15 protein-coding genes are annotated in these 17293 nt (G+C 63.5%); 5 read left to right on the top strand and 10 right to left on the bottom strand.

Annotated features, from left to right (window positions below; genetic code table 11):
- Positions 1–50 precede the first annotated feature (50 nt).
- Positions 51–1340, top strand: a complete 1290-nt coding sequence (gene pncB / locus OO25_RS01455) for a nicotinate phosphoribosyltransferase (RefSeq protein WP_040178152.1) — start codon at positions 51–53, stop codon at positions 1338–1340.
- Between the two features lie 126 nt (positions 1341–1466).
- Here the strand turns inward: pncB and OO25_RS01450 are convergent, their stop codons facing one another.
- The 5 genes from OO25_RS01450 to OO25_RS01430 all read right to left on the bottom strand — a co-directional run bounded on the left by OO25_RS01450 (position 1467) and on the right by OO25_RS01430 (position 6875).
- Positions 1467–2924: an aldehyde dehydrogenase family protein gene (locus OO25_RS01450; RefSeq protein ID WP_040178133.1), complete on the bottom strand. Its 1458-nt coding sequence runs from the start codon at positions 2922–2924 to the stop codon at positions 1467–1469.
- Positions 2917–3390, bottom strand: a complete 474-nt coding sequence (locus tag OO25_RS01445) for a GNAT family N-acetyltransferase (protein WP_040178132.1) — start codon at positions 3388–3390, stop codon at positions 2917–2919. Before OO25_RS01445 ends, OO25_RS01450 begins: the two co-directional genes overlap by 8 nt.
- The gene (locus tag OO25_RS01440) at positions 3387–4994 is read right to left on the bottom strand and encodes an ABC transporter ATP-binding protein (RefSeq protein WP_040178131.1); all 1608 of its coding nucleotides are present in this window, start codon (positions 4992–4994) and stop codon (positions 3387–3389) included. The genes OO25_RS01445 and OO25_RS01440 overlap by 4 nt, the downstream gene beginning before the upstream one ends.
- Positions 4991–5806, bottom strand: coding sequence for an ABC transporter permease (locus OO25_RS01435; RefSeq protein WP_040178130.1), 816 nt, complete (start codon positions 5804–5806; stop codon positions 4991–4993). The genes OO25_RS01440 and OO25_RS01435 overlap by 4 nt, the downstream gene beginning before the upstream one ends.
- Before the next feature lie 121 nt (positions 5807–5927).
- The gene (locus tag OO25_RS01430) at positions 5928–6875 is read right to left on the bottom strand and encodes an ABC transporter permease (RefSeq protein WP_040178129.1); all 948 of its coding nucleotides are present in this window, start codon (positions 6873–6875) and stop codon (positions 5928–5930) included.
- Between the two features lie 196 nt (positions 6876–7071).
- On the opposite strand from OO25_RS01430, the gene OO25_RS01425 reads away from it, so the two are divergent.
- Positions 7072–8256, top strand: a complete 1185-nt coding sequence (locus OO25_RS01425) for an acetoin utilization protein AcuC (protein WP_040178151.1) — start codon at positions 7072–7074, stop codon at positions 8254–8256.
- 71 nt (positions 8257–8327) lie between these two features.
- Here OO25_RS01425 and OO25_RS01420 read toward each other — a convergent pair whose 3' ends face one another.
- Positions 8328–9806, bottom strand: a complete 1479-nt coding sequence (locus OO25_RS01420) for an ABC transporter substrate-binding protein (RefSeq protein WP_040178128.1) — start codon at positions 9804–9806, stop codon at positions 8328–8330.
- 160 nt (positions 9807–9966) lie between these two features.
- On the opposite strand from OO25_RS01420, the gene panB reads away from it, so the two are divergent.
- From panB to glpK, 3 genes are all read left to right on the top strand, one after another.
- Positions 9967–10830 (top strand): 3-methyl-2-oxobutanoate hydroxymethyltransferase, encoded by an 864-nt coding sequence (panB, locus tag OO25_RS01415; protein ID WP_040178127.1) that lies wholly within the window; start codon positions 9967–9969, stop codon positions 10828–10830.
- A 7-nt stretch (positions 10831–10837) separates the two neighbouring features.
- A complete protein-coding gene (gene panC / locus OO25_RS01410) occupies positions 10838–11695 on the top strand; it encodes a pantoate--beta-alanine ligase (RefSeq protein ID WP_040178126.1) in 858 nt (285 codons plus the stop codon).
- A 67-nt stretch (positions 11696–11762) separates the two neighbouring features.
- The gene (glpK, locus tag OO25_RS01405) at positions 11763–13247 is read left to right on the top strand and encodes a glycerol kinase GlpK (RefSeq protein WP_040178125.1); all 1485 of its coding nucleotides are present in this window, start codon (positions 11763–11765) and stop codon (positions 13245–13247) included.
- Between the two features lie 121 nt (positions 13248–13368).
- Here the strand turns inward: glpK and OO25_RS01400 are convergent, their stop codons facing one another.
- From OO25_RS01400 to OO25_RS01385, 4 genes are all read right to left on the bottom strand, one after another.
- Positions 13369–14625, bottom strand: a complete 1257-nt coding sequence (locus tag OO25_RS01400; RefSeq protein WP_040178124.1) for a flavin-dependent oxidoreductase — start codon at positions 14623–14625, stop codon at positions 13369–13371.
- A gap of 102 nt (positions 14626–14727) precedes the next feature.
- Positions 14728–15276, bottom strand: coding sequence for an isopentenyl-diphosphate Delta-isomerase (gene idi, locus OO25_RS01395; protein ID WP_040178123.1), 549 nt, complete (start codon positions 15274–15276; stop codon positions 14728–14730).
- A gap of 258 nt (positions 15277–15534) precedes the next feature.
- Positions 15535–15999 carry a cytochrome c family protein gene (locus tag OO25_RS01390; protein ID WP_040178121.1) on the bottom strand — a complete coding sequence of 155 codons (465 nt, stop codon included), beginning with the start codon at positions 15997–15999 and terminating at the stop codon, positions 15535–15537.
- Positions 16000–16153: 154 nt separating this feature from the next.
- Positions 16154–17191: a P1 family peptidase gene (locus tag OO25_RS01385; protein WP_040178120.1), complete on the bottom strand. Its 1038-nt coding sequence runs from the start codon at positions 17189–17191 to the stop codon at positions 16154–16156.
- Positions 17192–17293: the final 102 nt, after the last annotated feature.

Raw genomic sequence — 17293 nt, 5'->3', positions numbered from 1 at the left:
GGCTGCGGGCTGTTTTATCAACCATTGAAACACGATGGATGAGGCCGCCTGTGGACATTGCAACCCGCGTCTATAACCACAAGTGGAAGATTGATCCGATTGTGCGATCCCTGATCGATACGGATTTTTACAAACTGCTGATGTGCCAGTCGGTGTTTCGCAATCGGCGCGACACCCATGTACGGTTTTCGCTCATCAACCGCTCCAAACATATCCCGCTGGCGGATCTGATTGACGAGGGTGAGCTGCGCGAACAGCTGGACCACATCCGCTCCCTGTCGCTGTCACGTGGCGAAAGCACCTGGCTGCGCGGCAACACCTTTTACGGAAAACGCCAGATGTTCCGCCCCGACTTCATGGAGTGGTTCGAAGGGTTGCGCCTGCCCCCCTATGAGCTGGAGCGTAAGGGCGACCAATATGAGCTGACGTTTGAGGGCAAGTGGCCCGAGGTCATGCTCTGGGAAATCCCGGCGCTCTCGGTACTGATGGAACTGCGCAGCCGCGCGGTGATCAACAGCATGGGCCGGTTCGAACTGCAGGTGCTCTACGCCCGCGCCATGACCCGTGTCTGGGAAAAAATCGAACAGCTGCGCGATATCGATGGCCTCAGTATTGCCGATTTTGGCACCCGCCGTCGGCATGGGTTTCTATGGCAGGATTGGTGCGTGCAGGCCATGATGGAGGGGCTGGGCGACAAATTCACCGGCACCTCCAACTGCCTCATTGCGATGCGTCGCGAGGTCGAAGCCATCGGCACCAATGCCCATGAACTCCCCATGGTCTATTCTGCACTGGCAAAGGATGATGCGGCGCTTGCTCAGGCGCCCTATGACGTGCTGTCCGACTGGCATGATGAACACGAAGGCAATCTGCGCATCATCCTGCCCGATACCTATGGCACCCGGGGCTTCCTGGATCGCGCGCCTGATTGGTTGGCGGGGTGGACCGGCATCCGCATCGACAGCGGCGATCCGGCCAGCGGCGCGGAAACCGCCATTCGCTGGTGGCAGGACCGCGGCGAGGATCCGCAGGACAAACGGGTGATCTTCTCCGACGGGCTGGATGTGGCCAAGATCAAGGAACTGCACGCGCAATTCTCAGACAGGACCAAAGTGTCCTTTGGCTGGGGAACGCTGCTCACCAATGATTTCCGCGGGCTGGTGCCGGGCGATGCGCTGGCCCCCTTCTCGCTGGTGTGCAAGGCGGTTTCTGCCAATGGTAACCCTACCGTGAAACTCTCCGACAACCCGGAGAAGGCGATGGGGCCGCAAGCGGAAATCGACCGCTACAAGCGGGTGTTTGGCGTCGGAGAACAGACCAGCCAGGCGGTAATCGTCTAGCAATACTTCGCGTATTTTGCGGCCGGTCTGGCAAGGGTCCCAACAAGTTGCGGCAACAGATCTGCCCCAATGTTTCGCACGCGAAACAATTGGGCAGATCCTATGACCTAAACGCCGGGCGTCAGTCTAACCGTGATACGCCGCGACGGTTTTCAGCTGCGAAAACCCATACAGCGCCTCAAAGCCCTTCTCGCGCCCGTGGCCGGATTTGCCAACCCCGCCAAAAGGCAGCTCAACCCCGCCCCCGGCACCGTAGTTATTGAGGAACACCTGACCCGCGCGCAGGCGTTTGGCCAGCCGCATCTGCCGCGCACCATCGCGGGTCCAGAGGCCTGCAACCAGACCATAATCGGTGCTGTTGGCAATCCTGACCGCCTCGGCCTCATCCTCAAACGGGATCAGCACCTGCACCGGGCCAAAGATCTCCTCCTGCGCCAGCGGATGATCCGCCGCGACATCGGCAAACAGCGTCGGGCACACATAGGCGCCGCTGTCGCTGGCCTCCTCGCTCAGCACGCCCTGGCCCGCGATGGTCAGATCCGCACCTTTGGCCAGATAGCCTTCAACGATTTCTTTCTGGCGGGCGGAAATCAGCGGTCCCAGACGCAGGTCAGACAGGGCCGGGCCGACGGTCAGCTGGCTATAGGCCTCGGCCATTGCGGCGCGCAGCTGATCATAAACACCGCGCTGCACCAGAATACGCGAGGCGGCAGAACAGGTCTGGCCGGCATTCTGGATCCCTGCATTCACAAGGAAGGGCAGGGCAGCATCCAGATCGGCATCGTCAAACACCAGCTGCGGGGACTTCCCGCCCAGCTCCAATGTGACCGGCACCACATTGGCCCCTGCGGCCTGCTGCACCAGCGCCCCGGTTCTGACCGACCCGGTGAAGGAAATATGATCAACACCCGGATGCCCCGCCAATGCCGCGCCGGCCTCGGCACCTATGCCGGGCACCACGTTCAGCGCACCTGCGGGCAACCCGGCCTCCACCGCGATCTGGGCAAAGGCGAGTGCGGTCAGGCAGGCTTCCTCAGCGGGTTTCAGGACGCAGGCATTCCCCATGGCCAGCGCCGCCCCAACCGAGCGGCCAATGATCTGCATCGGATAGTTCCAGGGCACGATATGCCCCGTCACCCCATGCGGTTCACGTAGGGTGTAGACGGTGTAGCCGGACTGATAGGGGATGGTTTCGCCATGCAGTTTATCCGCCGCGCCACCGTAGAATTCCAGATACCGCGCCAGCGCCACCGCATCGGCGCGCGCCTGTGTCAGCGGTTTGCCGACGTCCATCGCCTCCAGCTGAGCGAGGGTCTCGACACGGTCCAGCACCATCGCACCCATCCGGGCCAGCAACCGCCCCCGTTCGGTTGCGGTCATCTCTCCCCAATCCCCCTCCAAGGCGACGCGGGCTGCGGCAACAGCCGTATCAATGTCGCGCGCGTCACCGCAGGCGATCTGGCAAAGGGGGCTGCCATCCGACGGGTTTGTCAACGGCAGGGTGTCGCCCCCGGCAGGCGCTTCCCAGCGGCCACCAATCAAGCAGAGTGCCGGATCAAACCAAAGCGGTGCTGCGTCAGTCATTCTGGTCTCCTGCAATGTAAAAACTGTAGCTCTTCACCTGATGTTCGGTGAACGGGGCGCCATCGCGCAGTTGTTCAACCCCTTTGATCGCACTCAGGCAGGTGCCCCAGAACGCCGCCGCATTTGGGGATCCGGCAGAAATGCCCATGCGCCAGTAGCCGGGAAATTCGGCAAAGATCAGGCTGGCGGCTGCATGGCCGTGCCCCTGCCTGCGATAGGCCGGATCAATCGCAAACTCCGACAGCTCACGGCGGTCATCGGGCAGGTTCAGCACGATGGCAAAGCCGATGCGATCCTCACCCTGGCGGATCCAGAACGCGGTGACATCCTTGCGGTGCAGCATCTGGCCAGCCCGTTCGCTTGGGTCGATCCGCAGATCGGGGGCAATTTCGGAATAATAGCGGGTCAGCGCCGCCGCAAGCCGCGCCCGTTCGCGGGGCAGGATCAAGGTCAGTCGAAAGCTCATGCCGACCCCGTTTCCAGATCAGGCAGCACCGGGGCGGCGGCGATCAGGGATTGCGTGTAGGAATGTTTCGGGTTGCAAAAGAGGTCTTCGGTATCGCCATGTTCCACGATCCGGCCCTTTTGCATGACCAGACAGCGGTCGGTCATGCTGCGCACCACATGCAGATCGTGGCTGATGAACAGATAGCTGAGCCCATAGGTGCGGCACAGGTCGGCCAGCAGATCAAGGATCTGCGCGCGCACGGAGACATCCAGCGCCGAGACCGCCTCATCAAACAGGATTAGATCAGGCCGGGTGATGAGCGCGCGGGCAATGGCAATGCGCTGGCGCTGACCGCCGGAGAACTGGTGGATATAGCGCCCTGCATCATCGGGGGTGAGGCCAACCGCGCTTAGCGCTTCGGCTACACGATTGTCCCGCTCCTGCCCGGTGGGGGCGTCAGGGACGCCGTGGAAGGGTTCGGTGATCAGCCGTGCCACCCGGTGGCGGGGGTTGAAGCTGCCAAAGGGATCTTGGAACACCACCTGCATTTTGCGCCGTTGCTCTGTCGTCAGCCCCTTGCCCGACAGGGGGGAGCCATCCAGCAGGATCTCGCCCCCTTGCAGCGGTTCCAGCCCCAGTATGGCGCGGGTCAGGGTGGACTTCCCGCAACCGGATTCCCCGACCAGTCCCAGCCGCTCCCCTCGCTGCAGAGTGAAGCTGACGTGGTCCACCGCGCGCATTTGTTCGGCGGGTGCAAACAGGCCCCTGCGCGGCAGGGGATAGTCACGCACCGCGTTGCGTACCTCCAACAGCGGCGTGCTCTGCGGATCCGCAGCAGTGGCGGCGGGCAGGTTGGCCTGATGGTTCGATGCAGCAAAGAGTTTCTGGGTATAGGGATGGCGGCGCGTGGCAAGGAGTTGCGCCGTGGTGCCGGTCTCCACCACCTCGCCCTTGCGCATGACCACGATGCGATCGGCCATGTCGGCCACAACCGCGAGATCATGGGTGATGATGATCATCCCCATGCCGTAGTCCCGCACCAGATCGCGCAGCAGATCAATGATCTGCGCCTGCGTGGTCACATCCAGCGCGGTTGTCGGCTCATCCGCGATGAGCAGGGCGGGGCGCATGGCGATGGCCATCGCGATGACCACCCGCTGTCGCTGCCCGCCAGACAGCTCATGCGGATACCGGCTGAGCGGGAAGCGCTCCGCCGGCAGGCCAACCCGGTCCAGCAGGCTGCGCGCCTCGGCTTCGGCATCCGCTTTGGTCGCGCTGCTGTGCAGGAGGAGGGTTTCCATCACCTGGTCGCCAATGCTCTGCACCGGATTGAGCGCGCTCATCGGTTCCTGAAACACCATGCCGATTTTGCGCCCGCGCAGATCGCACATCTGCTCTTCGCTCAGCGCCAACAGATCCTGCCCCTCAAGGCTGAGATGCCCCGACAGACGCGTGCAAGTGGGCAGGAGGCGCAGAATAGTCAGTGCGGTCAGGGATTTCCCGGACCCGCTTTCGCCGGTGATGGCCAGGATCTCGCCAGGGTCCACCGACAGGGAGACCTCCCGCAGAATCGGAAAGGCCCCGATGGAGAGCGACAGGTTAGTGACATCAAGGAGGGTCATGCGCGGCCGTCCTGCAATTTGGGATCAAGCCAGTCACGCAACCCGTCGCCCATCAGGTTGAGGCCCAGAACGGTGAGGATGATCGCACAGCCCGGCACCAGCGCCATATGCGGGGCGAGGCTGACCATGGTCTGCGCATCCGCCAGCATCCGCCCCCAGCTGGGCACAGGCGGCTGCGCGCCAAGGCCGACGTAGCTGAGGCCGGCTTCGGCCAGAATGCCGAGCGAGAACTGGATGGTGCCTTGCACGATCAGCAGGTTGGCGACATTGGGCAGGATATGTTCGGCTGAAATCCGCGCCGACCCCTTGCCAGCGACACGGGCGGCCAGAATGAACTCCCGCTGCCAAAGCGACAGCGCCGCGCCACGGGTGACGCGGGCAAAGACGGGAATGTTGAAAATGCCGATGGCGATGATGGCATTGATCGCACCGGCGCCAAGGATCGCGGTGATCAGGATGGCGATCACCAGCGACGGGAAGGCAAAGACCAGATCATTGGCCCGCATGATGCCTTCGTCCAGCCAGGAACCCCGTTTGGCCGCGGCGGCTAGGCCCAAGGGCACGCCAAGCCCCATGCCGATCCCCACGGCGACCAGCGCCACTGCAATCGAGGTGCGCGCGCCGACCATGATCATCGACAGGATATCGCGGCCAAAGTGGTCGGTGCCAAGCCAGTGTATGGCGTTTGGGGCTTGCAGCTTGGCGGGGATGTTCAGGGCAGTGTGGTCGTAAGGCGTCCAGATGAAGGACAGCAGTGCGGCCAGCAGCACCAGCGCGGAGAGGATTCCGCCAAGGATGAGACTACGGGTCATCGGGGACCTCGCGTGTCGCGGAGTGGCTTGCGTCCGACCCTGGGTGGGTGCAAAGCGCCCTCCCGGGGGGAGGGTCGGGCGCTGCCCGGCTGTGCCGGACATGTGTGAGCCATGTGGTTTGTCATCCGCGCCCCCGCAGTCTGGGATCGACCAGCGCATAAGTCAGATCGACCAGGAAATTCACCATGATGACGGCAAAAACCAAGAGCATTACGACGCTTTCCACCACGATCAGATCACGGGCGGAAATGGCCTGAAACACCAGCCGCCCCAGACCGGGCAGGTAGAACACCTGCTCAATGATGATTGCGCCTGCGAGGAGGAAGGAAAACTGCAACCCGATGATGGTCAGCACCGGGATCAGCGCATTGCGCAGCCCGTGACGCCAGAGCGCTTGGCGTTGGCTCAGCCCTTTGGCGCGGGCGGTGCGGATGAAATCCTCGCCCAGAATATCCAAGAGAGCCGAGCGCATGACGCGGGCCAGAATGGCCGCCTGTGGCAGGGCAAGCGCGATGGCGGGCAGGGTGAGGGAGTGCAGCGCGGCAAACGGCCCGGCCTCCCAGCCGACAAAGCCACCGGCGCTGAACCAGCGCAGATTGATGGCAAAGACAAGAACCAGCATCATCGCAAACCAGAAATTCGGGACGGCGACCCCTAGCTGGGTTGCGCCCATCACCGCGACATCGCCTGACCTGCCCCGACGCGCGGCGGCATAGATGCCAGCAGGCAGGGCAATCAGCGTTGACAGCGTCAGCGCATAAAGCGCAAGCGGCAGCGACACCCAGAGCCGGTCGGCGATCATCTGCGCGACCGGCGTACGATAGGTATAGGAGGTGCCGAAATCACCCTGCAACATACCGGTGAACCAGCTGATATAGCGGGCGAATTTCCCCTCATCCAATCCCAACTCACTGCGCAGGGCAGCGATGGTGTCGGGTTGCGCGTTGATGCCCAGCATGAAGGACGCTGGATCCCCCGGCGCGATCTCAATCACGAAAAAGATCACCCAAGAGGCAATCACAAGGCTGACGATCAGCGACAGCAGGCGTTTGGCGAGGTAGCGTCCCATTGGCGGCAGGTTAGGGGGGCGCTGGGCGCGGGTCCAGAGCGGGCAGGCTCCGACTTGGAGAAAACGGCAAAAACATTTATTTCACAGCGCCATAGCATGATCGTAAAAGGCGAAGATGTGCGGTTATCGCGCGGCTGTTGCTGCCGTTGGATCTGCGGGGTTTGGCGCAGCAAAGTTCCGCGCTATTTCTGGGCGCATGACACAATTTCCTGCTGCTTCTGCTCTGTCTGCCACCGCTGATGCGGTCCCGCCCTCCGACCCGCTGGGGGCGCCGGTTTTTATCGGCTCTGAGATCTATCGCGGGTCCAGCTATGGGCGGATGCATCCGCTTCGGGTACCGCGCGTATCAACGGTAATGGATCTGACGCGGGCGCTGGGCTGGTTGCCGTCGGCGCAGTATCAGACCTCACCGCGGGCGAAACCGGCGGCGCTGGAACGCTGGCACAGTGCGGAGTATATCGCCGCGCTTCAGGCGGCGGAGCGGGCGCAGGCGGTGAGCGATGAGGTGAAGGCGCGGCATCATATCGGAACGATTTCCAACCCGGTGTTCCCGGAGATCTATCGCAGGCCCGCCACGGCGGCGGGTGGGTCGATCCTCGCGGGGGAGCGGTTGGCCGCAGGGGGCGTGATCTACAACCCGGCGGGGGGCACCCATCATGGGATGCCGGATCGGGCCAACGGGTTTTGCTATCTCAATGATCCGGTGCTGGCGATGCTGTCGCTGCGCCATCACGGCGCGCAGCGGATTGCCTATGTCGATATCGATGCCCATCACGCGGATGGGGTCGAGCATGGCTTTGCCGGCGATCCGGATGTGCTGATGATCTCAACCCATGAGGAGAACCTCTGGCCCAAGACGGGGCAGCTGGCCGATGATGCGGGCGGCAGTGCGCTGAACCTGCCGGTGCCGCGCAGGTTCAATGACAGTGAGATGGCCTATATCCGTGAGGAGCTGATTCTGCCTGCGGTGGCGGATTTTGCGCCGGATGCGGTCGTTCTGCAATGCGGGGCGGATGCAGTCACCGAGGATCCGCTGGCGCATCTGGACCTGTCCAACACTGCCCATTGGTCGGTTGTTGCGGCGCTGCGACCGCTTGCGCCGCGCTATCTGGTGCTGGGCGGCGGGGGTTATAACCCCTGGTCGGTCGGGCGGCTGTGGACCGGGGTGTGGGCGACGCTGAACGGGCATGAGATCCCCGATCGTCTGCCACCAGCGGCAGAGCAAGTCCTGCGCGGGCTGGAGTTCAAGGGGCATCGTTTGGGGCGGAACCCGCCAGAGCATTGGTTCACAACCTTGCGGGATACACCGCGCCCCGGCCCCGTGCGCGATCAGATCCGCGCGTCGGTGGCGCAGCTGCGTCGGCGTCGTGGGCTTGGCTGAAAGACGGGGAAGAGACAACAGCGCCCGGTCAGGGGCGCTGTCGTTTCGGCTCTAATACTGGGTATTTGGGCCTATTTTGCCCAGCTAACCCCGGTCAGGTCAGTGGCCTGGGTGGGGGCGTTGGCCCAGAGCCCTTGCAAATCTGCCTTGGCCACGCTGAGCGCGGCGAGCTGGAACAGGAAGCCGTTCACATAGTCCTGCGCGATGATCTCCTGCGCCTGTTGCAGCATCTTGGTGCGGGCGTCGGGATCGGTGGTGCCGGTCAGATCTGCCATCAAATCCTGGAATGCGGCGTTGTCATACTGGAAGTAGTAATCGGGCCGGGCGTAGATGCCGATATCCATCGGTTCGGTATGGCTGACGATGGAGAGGCCAAAATTCTTGCCCCGGAACACGGTTTCCAACCACTGCGCCCATTCCACATTGATGATCTCGGCGGTGATGCCGACCTCAGCCAGTTGCGCGGCGATGATCTCTCCCCCCCGACGGGCGTATGACGGCGGCGGCAGGTGCAGCGTGGTGATGAAGCCATCGGGAAAGCCCGCCTCAGCCAGCAGCGCGCGGGCCTTCTCCGGGTCATGGGCGCTGGTGCCGGTCAGGTCGACATAGGCCGGGTTGTGGGGGGCGAAATGACTGCCGATCGGGGTGCCGTAGCCAAACATCGCGCCATCAATGATCGCCTGACGGTCAATCGCATGGGCCACAGCGGCGCGGACCTTGGCGTTGTCGAAGGGCGCCTGCTTGTTGTTGATCGACAGAATCGTCTCCCCCTCGGTGGAGCCGATGAGCACCTGAAACCGCGGGTCGGCCTCAAACTGCGGCAGGTTCTCTGGCGCGGGGAAGGCGGAGAAGGCATCCACATCTTCAGCCATCATCGCGGCAAAGGCGGCGGTCGGATCGGAGATGAATTTGAAGGTCGCCGCACTTAGCGCCGGGGCCTCCCCCCAGTAATCCGGGTTGCGGGCAAGGTCGATGCGGTCGCCCTGCACCCAGTTGGTGAAGGTGAAGGCACCGGTGCCGACGGGGGCAGTCTTGATCGTGTCGATGCTCTCTGGCGCGACGATGACGGCGTCCCCCCATGCGAGGTTGAACAGAAGGTTGCCGTTGGGCTGTGACAGGGTGAGCCGCACCGTCAGCGGATCCACTACATCCACACTGGCGATATCGGCAAACAGTGCTTTCTGGGCGTTTGTGCTCTCCTCGGCGCGGGCGCGGTCGAGGCTGAATTTCACATCCTCCGCGTCCATTGTGGTGCCATCATGGAAGGTCACGCCGTCGTGCAGGGCGAAGGTATAGGTCAGCCCATCCTCGGAGATCTCCCAGCTCTCAGCAAGGCCGGGCACTACCGCTCCATCGCCCATGAAGCGGGTCAGCCCCTCAAAGACGTTGGAGTAGAGCACCTGATCAATGGCACCGGCGGCGGCGCTGGTGGGATCAAGATGCGGCGGTTCAAGCTGCAGGGCCACGGTGACGGTGTCGCGCGCGGAGGCGGCCCCGGCCAGAATGGCCAGCGCGGAACTGGCGGCAAACAGGAATGGCAGTCGTGTCATCGGTGGTGTCTCCCTACTGTGGTGGCGGTCTTTTGTGACCTTTCGGAAAACTGTTCCGCATTTTCCGTCAGGTAATCAAGGTTGACGGGACATTTCGCCCCCTAGAAGCGCGCAGCGTAAATTGCTAGCGGTGCGCAATGCGAACGGAGAGGACAGCATCATGAGTGCAACGGCCCGCAAAATGGCACCCAATGCCGAGGATATTCGCGCCCGCAAAGGCGGCCCTCCGCTGGTGAGCCTGACCGCCTATACCACACCGATGGCACAGGTGATGGATGGTCACTGCGATTTTGTGCTGGTGGGCGACAGCGTCGGCATGGTGCTTCATGGGCTGAAGTCCACGCTGGGGGTCACCATGGAGATGATGATCCTGCATGGGCAGGCGGTGGCGCGCGGGCTGAGCCAGGCGATGATGGTGATCGACATGCCGTTTGCCAGCTATGAGGAAGGCCCGGCGCAGGCGTTTCGCAATGCCGCGCGGCTGATGGCGGAGACGGGCGCCGGCGCGGTGAAGCTGGAGGGTGGCGTGGAGATGGCAGAAACCATCCGCTTCCTCGTCGAACGTGGCATTCCGGTGATGGCGCATATTGGCCTGACGCCCCAGTCGATCAACACGCTTGGCGGTTACAAGGTACAGGGCCGCGATGCGCAGGCGGAGGCGGTGCTGGCCGATGCCCATGCGGTGGCGGAGGCTGGCGCGTTTTCGGTGGTGCTGGAGAAGGTGCCGCAGGGGCTCGCGGATCGGATCACGGCGGAGGTCGCCATTCCCACCATTGGCATTGGGGCCAGTGCGGGCTGTGATGGCCAGATCTTGGTCGTGGATGACATGCTGGGATTTTTCACCGCCTTTAAGCCGAAGTTCGTGAAACGCTATGCCGATCTCGGCCCCTTGGCAGAGGCGGCGATTTCCGAGTATGCAGCCGAGGTGCGCGCGCGCAGCTTCCCCGCGCCCGAGCATGTGTTTGCAGACCAGGCCCCGGCTGCCGCCAAGACGGCCGCATCCACGGCCCCGCAAAAGGACTGACCCCATCATGACTGCCCCGATTCTGCGCCGCCTGAGCGACCTGCGCGCGTTGCATTCCGACTGGCGCCGCGAGGGTGCCCGTATTGGTCTGGTGCCCACCATGGGTGCGCTGCACGAGGGGCATCTGTCGCTGGTCGCTGCGGCCAAGGCGGCCTGCGACCGGGTCATCGTCACGATTTTTGTGAACCCCAAGCAGTTCAACAATGCCGAGGATCTGGCGAAATATCCCCGCACGGAACTGGCGGATGCGGAGAAACTGGCCCCCTACGGTGTTGATGCGATCTATGTGCCGGATCCCGATCAGATCTACCCGGAGGGCTACGCGACCACTGTGTCGGTGGCGGGGCTGACTGATGTGCTGGAGGGCGAGTTTCGCCCCGGTCATTTCGACGGGGTGGCCACGGTGGTCGCCAAGCTGTTCCTGCAAAGCGGTGCGGATGCGGCGTTTTTTGGCGAGAAGGACTATCAGCAGCTGATGGTGGTTACCCGTATGGCGCGGGATCTGGACATTCCGATCACCGTGCAGGGCTGCGCCACCGTGCGCGAGGTCTCTGGCCTGGCCATGTCGTCGCGCAATTTGCGGCTCTCGCCTGAGGCGCTGGGCAAGGCTGGGCAGCTTTATCCGGTGCTGCGGGATCTGGCCGATCAGTTACGGGCAGGGGCGGTGTTTGACGACATTCTTCCGGCGGCCAAGGCGCGTCTGACAAAGGCCGGGTTTGGCGATCTGGAATATCTGGACCTGCGCTGCGCCGAAACGCTGGCGCCGCTGTCGCGGCCTGATCGTCCGGCCCGCCTGCTGGTCGCGGCATGGCTGGATGGCATCAGGTTGATCGACAATATCTCGGTTGATCAACTAAATGATTAGTAGGGGCTGGTAGCGATAGCACTTTTGCGTCTAATCTCTGCCCCAAACGACCCAGGGGAGGGGCAAGATGACGTATATTCTGGCGATAGATCAGGGCACAACCTCGACCAGAGCGATCCTGTTTGATGATAAGATGCAGGCGCAGGGCTCTGCCCAGCAGGAGTTCGCCCAGCATTTTCCGCAGGCGGGCTGGGTGGAGCATGACCCGGAGGATCTGTGGTCCACAACGCTGGATGTCTGCCGCAAGGTGATGGCAGAGCAGGGCGTTACGGCGGCGGAGATTGCCGGGATCGGCATCACCAACCAGCGCGAAACCACGGTGGTCTGGGATCGTCATACCGGCAAGCCGATCCACAATGCGATTGTCTGGCAGGACCGGCGCACCAGCGCCATCTGCGAAGAGCTGCGGGCCGCCGGGCATGAGGACAGAGTGCGGCAGAAAACCGGCCTGCTGCTGGATCCCTATTTCTCTGGCACCAAGCTGAAATGGATTCTGGACACGGTGCCGGAGGCGCGCGCGCGGGCTGAGGCCGGGGATCTGCTGTTTGGCACTGTCGACAGTTTCCTGATCTGGCGCCTTACGGGTGGTGCGTCCCATGTGACCGATGCCACCAATGCCGCGCGGACGCTGATGTATGACATTCGCAAGGGCCGTTGGAGCAGCGAGATCTGTGGCTTCCTCGGCGTGCCGCGCGATATGCTGCCGGAGGTGAAGGACTGCGCCGCCGATTTCGGCACTACCAAGGCTGAGTTTCTGGGCGGCGAGATTGCCATTCTGGGGGTGGCTGGCGATCAGCAGGCCGCCACCATTGGACAGGCCTGTTTCCAGCCGGGGATGATGAAATCGACCTATGGCACCGGCTGCTTTGCGCTGCTGAACACTGGCGATACGCCGGTTGTGTCGCAAAACCGGATGTTGACCACCATCGCCTATCAGCTGGACGGCGCGCCGACCTATGCGCTGGAGGGCTCGATCTTCATTGCGGGTGCGGCGGTGCAATGGCTGCGCGATGGGCTTGGCATTATCGGCTCAGCGCAGGAAAGCGGTGCCCTGGCGCGCAATGCCGATCCGGGGCAGGACGTCATCCTTGTGCCGGCCTTTACCGGGCTGGGCGCGCCGTATTGGAAGCCGGATTGCCGGGGCGGCATGTTTGGTCTGACCCGCAACTCGGGACCAGCGGAATTTGCCCGGGCGGCACTGCAAAGCGTGGCCTATCAGACCCGCGACCTGTGGGAAGCGATGCGGGCGGATTGGGACGGTGACAGTTTGGTGACCCTGCGGGTGGATGGCGGCATGAGCGCCAGCAACTGGACCATGCAGAGCCTTGCGGACCTGTTGGGCGCCGCGGTGGATCGTCCGGTGATGCAGGAAACCACCGCGCTGGGTGCGGCCTGGCTGGCGGGGATGCGGGCGGGGGTCTACCCGGATCAGGCGGGCTTTGCCGCGACCTGGGCGCTGGATCAGCAGTTCACCCCTGAGATGGATGAGGATCGCCGCAGCGCTGCCTATGCGCGTTGGAAGCGCGCGGTTGAGGCTGTGATCGGGGTCTGAGGCACTGCCGCAGGCGGGGTCTCCCGCCTGCTCCGCCACAGTCGGGGACTGGGCCTGCACAGTTGGGGGTGGCGCCGCGCGATGCGCGGCGTTCTCGTTGCTGAGACGCGTGTCAGTCGTCTTAGGTCAGGCGGGTGCCTGCGGGTATGGTGCGCGGGCGGGCGTTCAGCTCCTCAATCGAGAAGCCGGCGATGGATTTGTATTTTGCGGCGTGGGCGGCCAGCTCCGCCTGAGGGATTACCTCGCCTATATCGCTGAAATCACCCCCGCAGAGGGTTTCGACCTGTTGCAGCACGCCGTCGGGGCCGCCGCCTGCGCGATTGGCCAAGGCGACGGCGGTTGTCACCGGGCGGACCGCTGCCTCATAGGTGCCCAGGGCCTGGGGTGTGACGCCATGGGCCAGCATCTGCGCGCCAATGAGGCGGGCATCAACGATGGCTTGGCTGGCACCGTTGGAACCCACCGGATAGGTTGGATGGGCGGCGTCCCCCATCAGGCTGACCGGCCCATCCTGCCAGCGGGGCAGCGGGTCGCGATCCACCATAGGGTATTCGTAGACGATCTCAGCCCCGTTGATCAGCGCAGGAACATCAATCCAGTCGAACTGCCAGTTGGCAAAATCCGGCAGAAAATCACGGATGTCGGCGGCGCGGTTCCAGCTTTCACGGTTCCAGCGCGCGGATGGGTCGAACTGTTTTTCCGCAATCCAGTTGATGGTGGCGGTGCCTGTATCGTCCGCCGCGCTGATGGGATAGGCGACAAGGCGCAGTTGGTCATGGCCGATCATCGCCATGGCCGCGCCACCGTGAAAGGCGGGGGCAAAGGTGGTGGCGCGCCAGAGGATGCGGCCATTCCAGATCGGCGCGCCCTCATCCGGGTACATCTGAGCGCGGATGGCGGAATGGATCCCATCGGCGGCGATCAGCAGATCACCACGGGCCGAGCGGCCATTTTCCAGATGCAGGCAGGCGCCCTGATCCGAGGTGTCGTAGCCGGTGGCGCGCGCACCTGTTGTGATGACGCCGCTGCCTGCGCGCGCCAGCAGCGCGTGGTAAAGCATCATCTGCAACGCGCCGCGATGGACGGAAAACTGCGGCCAGCTGTAGCCTGCGGCCTCGCCGCGCGGCTCCTCCCAGATGGTCTTGCCCAGCTTGGAGTAAAATCCCAGGCGCCGGGTGCGCACACCAATGGCGGAGAGCTCGGCCTCAAGCCCCAGATCAAAGAGTTCGCGCACCGCATTGGGTTGCAGATTGATGCCGACGCCCATCGGCTTCAGCGTTTCTGTGGCCTCATAGATGTGAAAGGGCACGCCCAATTCGTGCAGGGTGAGGCCAAGTGTCAGCCCGGCGATCCCTGCGCCTGCAATCATCACCGTCATCTGGCACTCCCCGTTCCTGCGCGCTTTGCGGCATTAGAACCATGATGCGCGCGACGGAACAAGATGGGGAAATGCCGCGGTTAGAGCCTGATATTTGCGCGTCTACCCGTCCTCATTGCTGCCGAGGCTGAGGTCAGGGCCAAAGATCACGTCGGAGTAGCTGTTGAGATAGATCTTGAGCCAGGGGGTAAAGCGATCCGGGTGGCGCTGCACCTCGGCCAGAAGGTCGTGATAGTCGACCCAGCGGGTCTCCATCACTTCTTCGGGGTTGGGTGTGAGATCCGGCGCGCGGTGCGCATGGGCGAGAAAGACATCCACCACCTCATGTTCGATCAGCCCGTTGCCGACATCGGCGCGGTATTCCAGATGGTGGCGGAACTCAGGATAAAGCCCGGTGATGCCGAGTTCTTCTTCCATACGGCGGACCGCACAGGCCGAGGAGGCCTCCCCCCATTGCGGGTGGGTGCAGCAGGTGTTCGCCCAGAGCCCGGGGGTGTGATATTTGCCGAGCGCGCGGCGTTGCATCAGGATTTCGCCGCCCTTCACCACAAAGACCGAGACGGCCTTGTGCTTCAGCCCCTGTTCATGGGCGGCCAGCTTATCAACCGGCGTCAGGGTGCCATTCACCCAGGCGGGAATCTTGTGGGTCATTGCAGGAACTCGCAAGGATTGAGCAAGGAGGCGGGCGGCCAAGCCATCGGACCGGGCGCACGGGATCGGGCAGATATGGTGGTCATCAGGTGGAGATCAATCCCACAAATGAGGCTGCCCGGATCGGCGGGTTACTGGATGCAGGGGCCAAAGGCCTGCGCGGGACGGTCAATATCGCAGAGACATATGAAAATCAATTGTGCGAAAAGCCGCGGCCGGGGGCGCGCGGCTTTTGCCAGTTTGTCTGCAGACCAAGGATCAGTTGGTTGCGGTCTCTTCCGTAGTGGCCTCGACATCGGCGTCGGCGGCATCAGCAGGACCGTGCATTGCAAGGAACGCGTAGATGTCTTCGGCGCCTTTCTTCAGGCGGAAGGACATTTTGGACTTGGCTTTCTTGTCGCCGAGATAGTCGCGCAAGAAGGCTTTGGGGTCGGCGGTATAGGCGGTGAAGGAGGCTTCGTCCCAGGCCAGGCCTGCTTCGCCGGCGGCGACCATGTCCTTACCGTATTTGTAGCCCTCATAGGTGCCGGCGGTGCGGCCGACGACGCCCCAGAGGTTCGGGCCGGTTTTGCCGCCCTTGATGATCACGTCACCGCTGTCGGAGACAACCATGTGGCAGGATTTGCATTTGTTGAAGCCCTTTTCGCCCTTGTCGGCATCGCCTTCGGCAAAGGCAGGGGCCGCAATCAGGCCCAAGGTCGCTACAGCAGTCAGAAGTTTCATTTCGCTTGCTCCAAAATTGAGTTGGCTTGGTCAATACGCGCGTGATGCGGCGCAGAGTCAAACGGGCGTATTGCCGCGTCCGCTCTCTGCTATACGCTCAATGCGTTGAAGTGTATCTGATCTGCGTCAGGTCAAGGAAGGGACGGCCGCGGGGTCAAATCTCCTGCCAGCAGGGCAGCAGGTCACCGGGCTCTGGGCGGGCCAAGGCGGCGGCGCGGGCAATGGCGCGGCTGAGGCAGAGGGCGGCGGCGTGGCCGATTTCGCCAAGATCAGCGCCGGGTTCGCCATCAGTGATTGCCGCACCCGGATCTCTGGTGCTGACGGCAAACACAAGATCGCCGTCGCCGGGGGAATGGGCCGGAACAATCGCCCGCCCGATCCCGTCATGGGCGGCAATGGCAAGGCGCTGGCATTGCGATTTCGTCAACGGCGCATCGGTGGCGACGATGGCGATGGTGGTGTTGCTGCCCTCTGCCGGGATCGCGGCGTCGGCGGCCAGCTTCTGCATTGAGGCGAGTTTCAGGCTGGGGGCGGGGGTGGTGAAGCCGGAGGCGGGATCCACACCCGCGCCGCCGAATTCGCCGTCGATCTCAAAAGGGGCGGCCCAGAAATGGCGATCCCCCGGCGTGGTGACGGAGCCAAGCGGATTGGCCGCCACCAGGGCGCCCACCGTGGTGCCATCCGGCAGCACAAAGGAGGCCGACCCAAGCCCACCCTTCACCCGCGCGGCGAGGGCGCCGGTGCCCGCCCCGGCGGTGCCAAGCGCAAACTGGTGGTCTGCAGCCTCATAGGCGGCGCGGCCGAGGGCGGGATAGGGATTGTCGGGCCAGTCCTTGTCGCCGCCATTCAGCAGATCAAAGAGGATGGCACCCGGCACAATAGGCACGCGGGCGGGTCCAACCGCAAAGCCGCGCCCGGCAGCGCGCAGTCCCGCAACCACACCGGAGCAGGCATCCAGCCCGAAGGCGGATCCGCCCGATAGTACCAGCGCATCAATCTGGGCGACGGATTTGTCCGGCGCCAGCAGATCGGTTTCGCGTGTCCCCGGTGCACCGCCCATGACATGAACCCCGGCGGTGAAGGGCTGATCGGCAGTCAGCACCGTCGTGCCGGATTTCAACTGCCGGTCCTCGGCGTTGCCGACCTTGAGGCCGGGCACATCGGTGATCAGGTTCAGGGGGCCGGGGTGCATGGGCGTGTCCTTTGTCGTTGGCTTGGTGCGGGTCTGTGGCAGGGGCGCGCTGGCGCGCGCGGCCTCCGGCGGGAGTATTTGGGGAAAGATGACAGAAGGGCC

The sequence above is a fragment of the Phaeobacter sp. S60 genome, from assembly GCF_000826845.1.
Taxonomy (GTDB): Bacteria; Pseudomonadota; Alphaproteobacteria; order Rhodobacterales; family Rhodobacteraceae; genus Phaeobacter; species Phaeobacter piscinae.
This window is presented reverse-complemented; position numbering and strand designations above follow the sequence as displayed.